The organism is Schumannella sp. 10F1B-5-1 (assembly GCF_006517535.1).
Lineage (GTDB): Bacteria > Actinomycetota > Actinomycetes > Actinomycetales > Microbacteriaceae > Schumannella.
Window position 1 is genome coordinate 1 of the sequence record NZ_VHQH01000171.1, and the last position, 233, is coordinate 233.

The window sequence follows — 233 nt, forward strand, 5'->3', positions numbered from 1 at the left end:
GGTGCGGATGGCGGTGACCGCGGCGCCCTTCGCCTTCAGCCCGTGGTTCTCGCTGCAGCTGGCCGCCTGGCCGGCCGGCAAGTAGCGCTCACTCGCCGCGCGATCCCGCATCCGTCGCGGTGACGTCGGTGCGGTGGAAGTCCTGCCACGACCGCGAGGCGGTCGGGCCGCGCTGCCCCTGGTAGCGGTTGGCGTAGGCACCGGAGCCGTAGGCGTTGAGGACGGGCGAGCTG

The 233-nt window shown here is 73.8% G+C and carries 1 pseudogene; it reads right to left on the bottom strand.

What is annotated here, in order from left to right:
* Positions 1 to 88: 88 nt before the first annotated feature.
* Positions 89 to 233: pseudogene (locus FJ658_RS16930) on the bottom strand (dCTP deaminase); the annotation flags it as partial.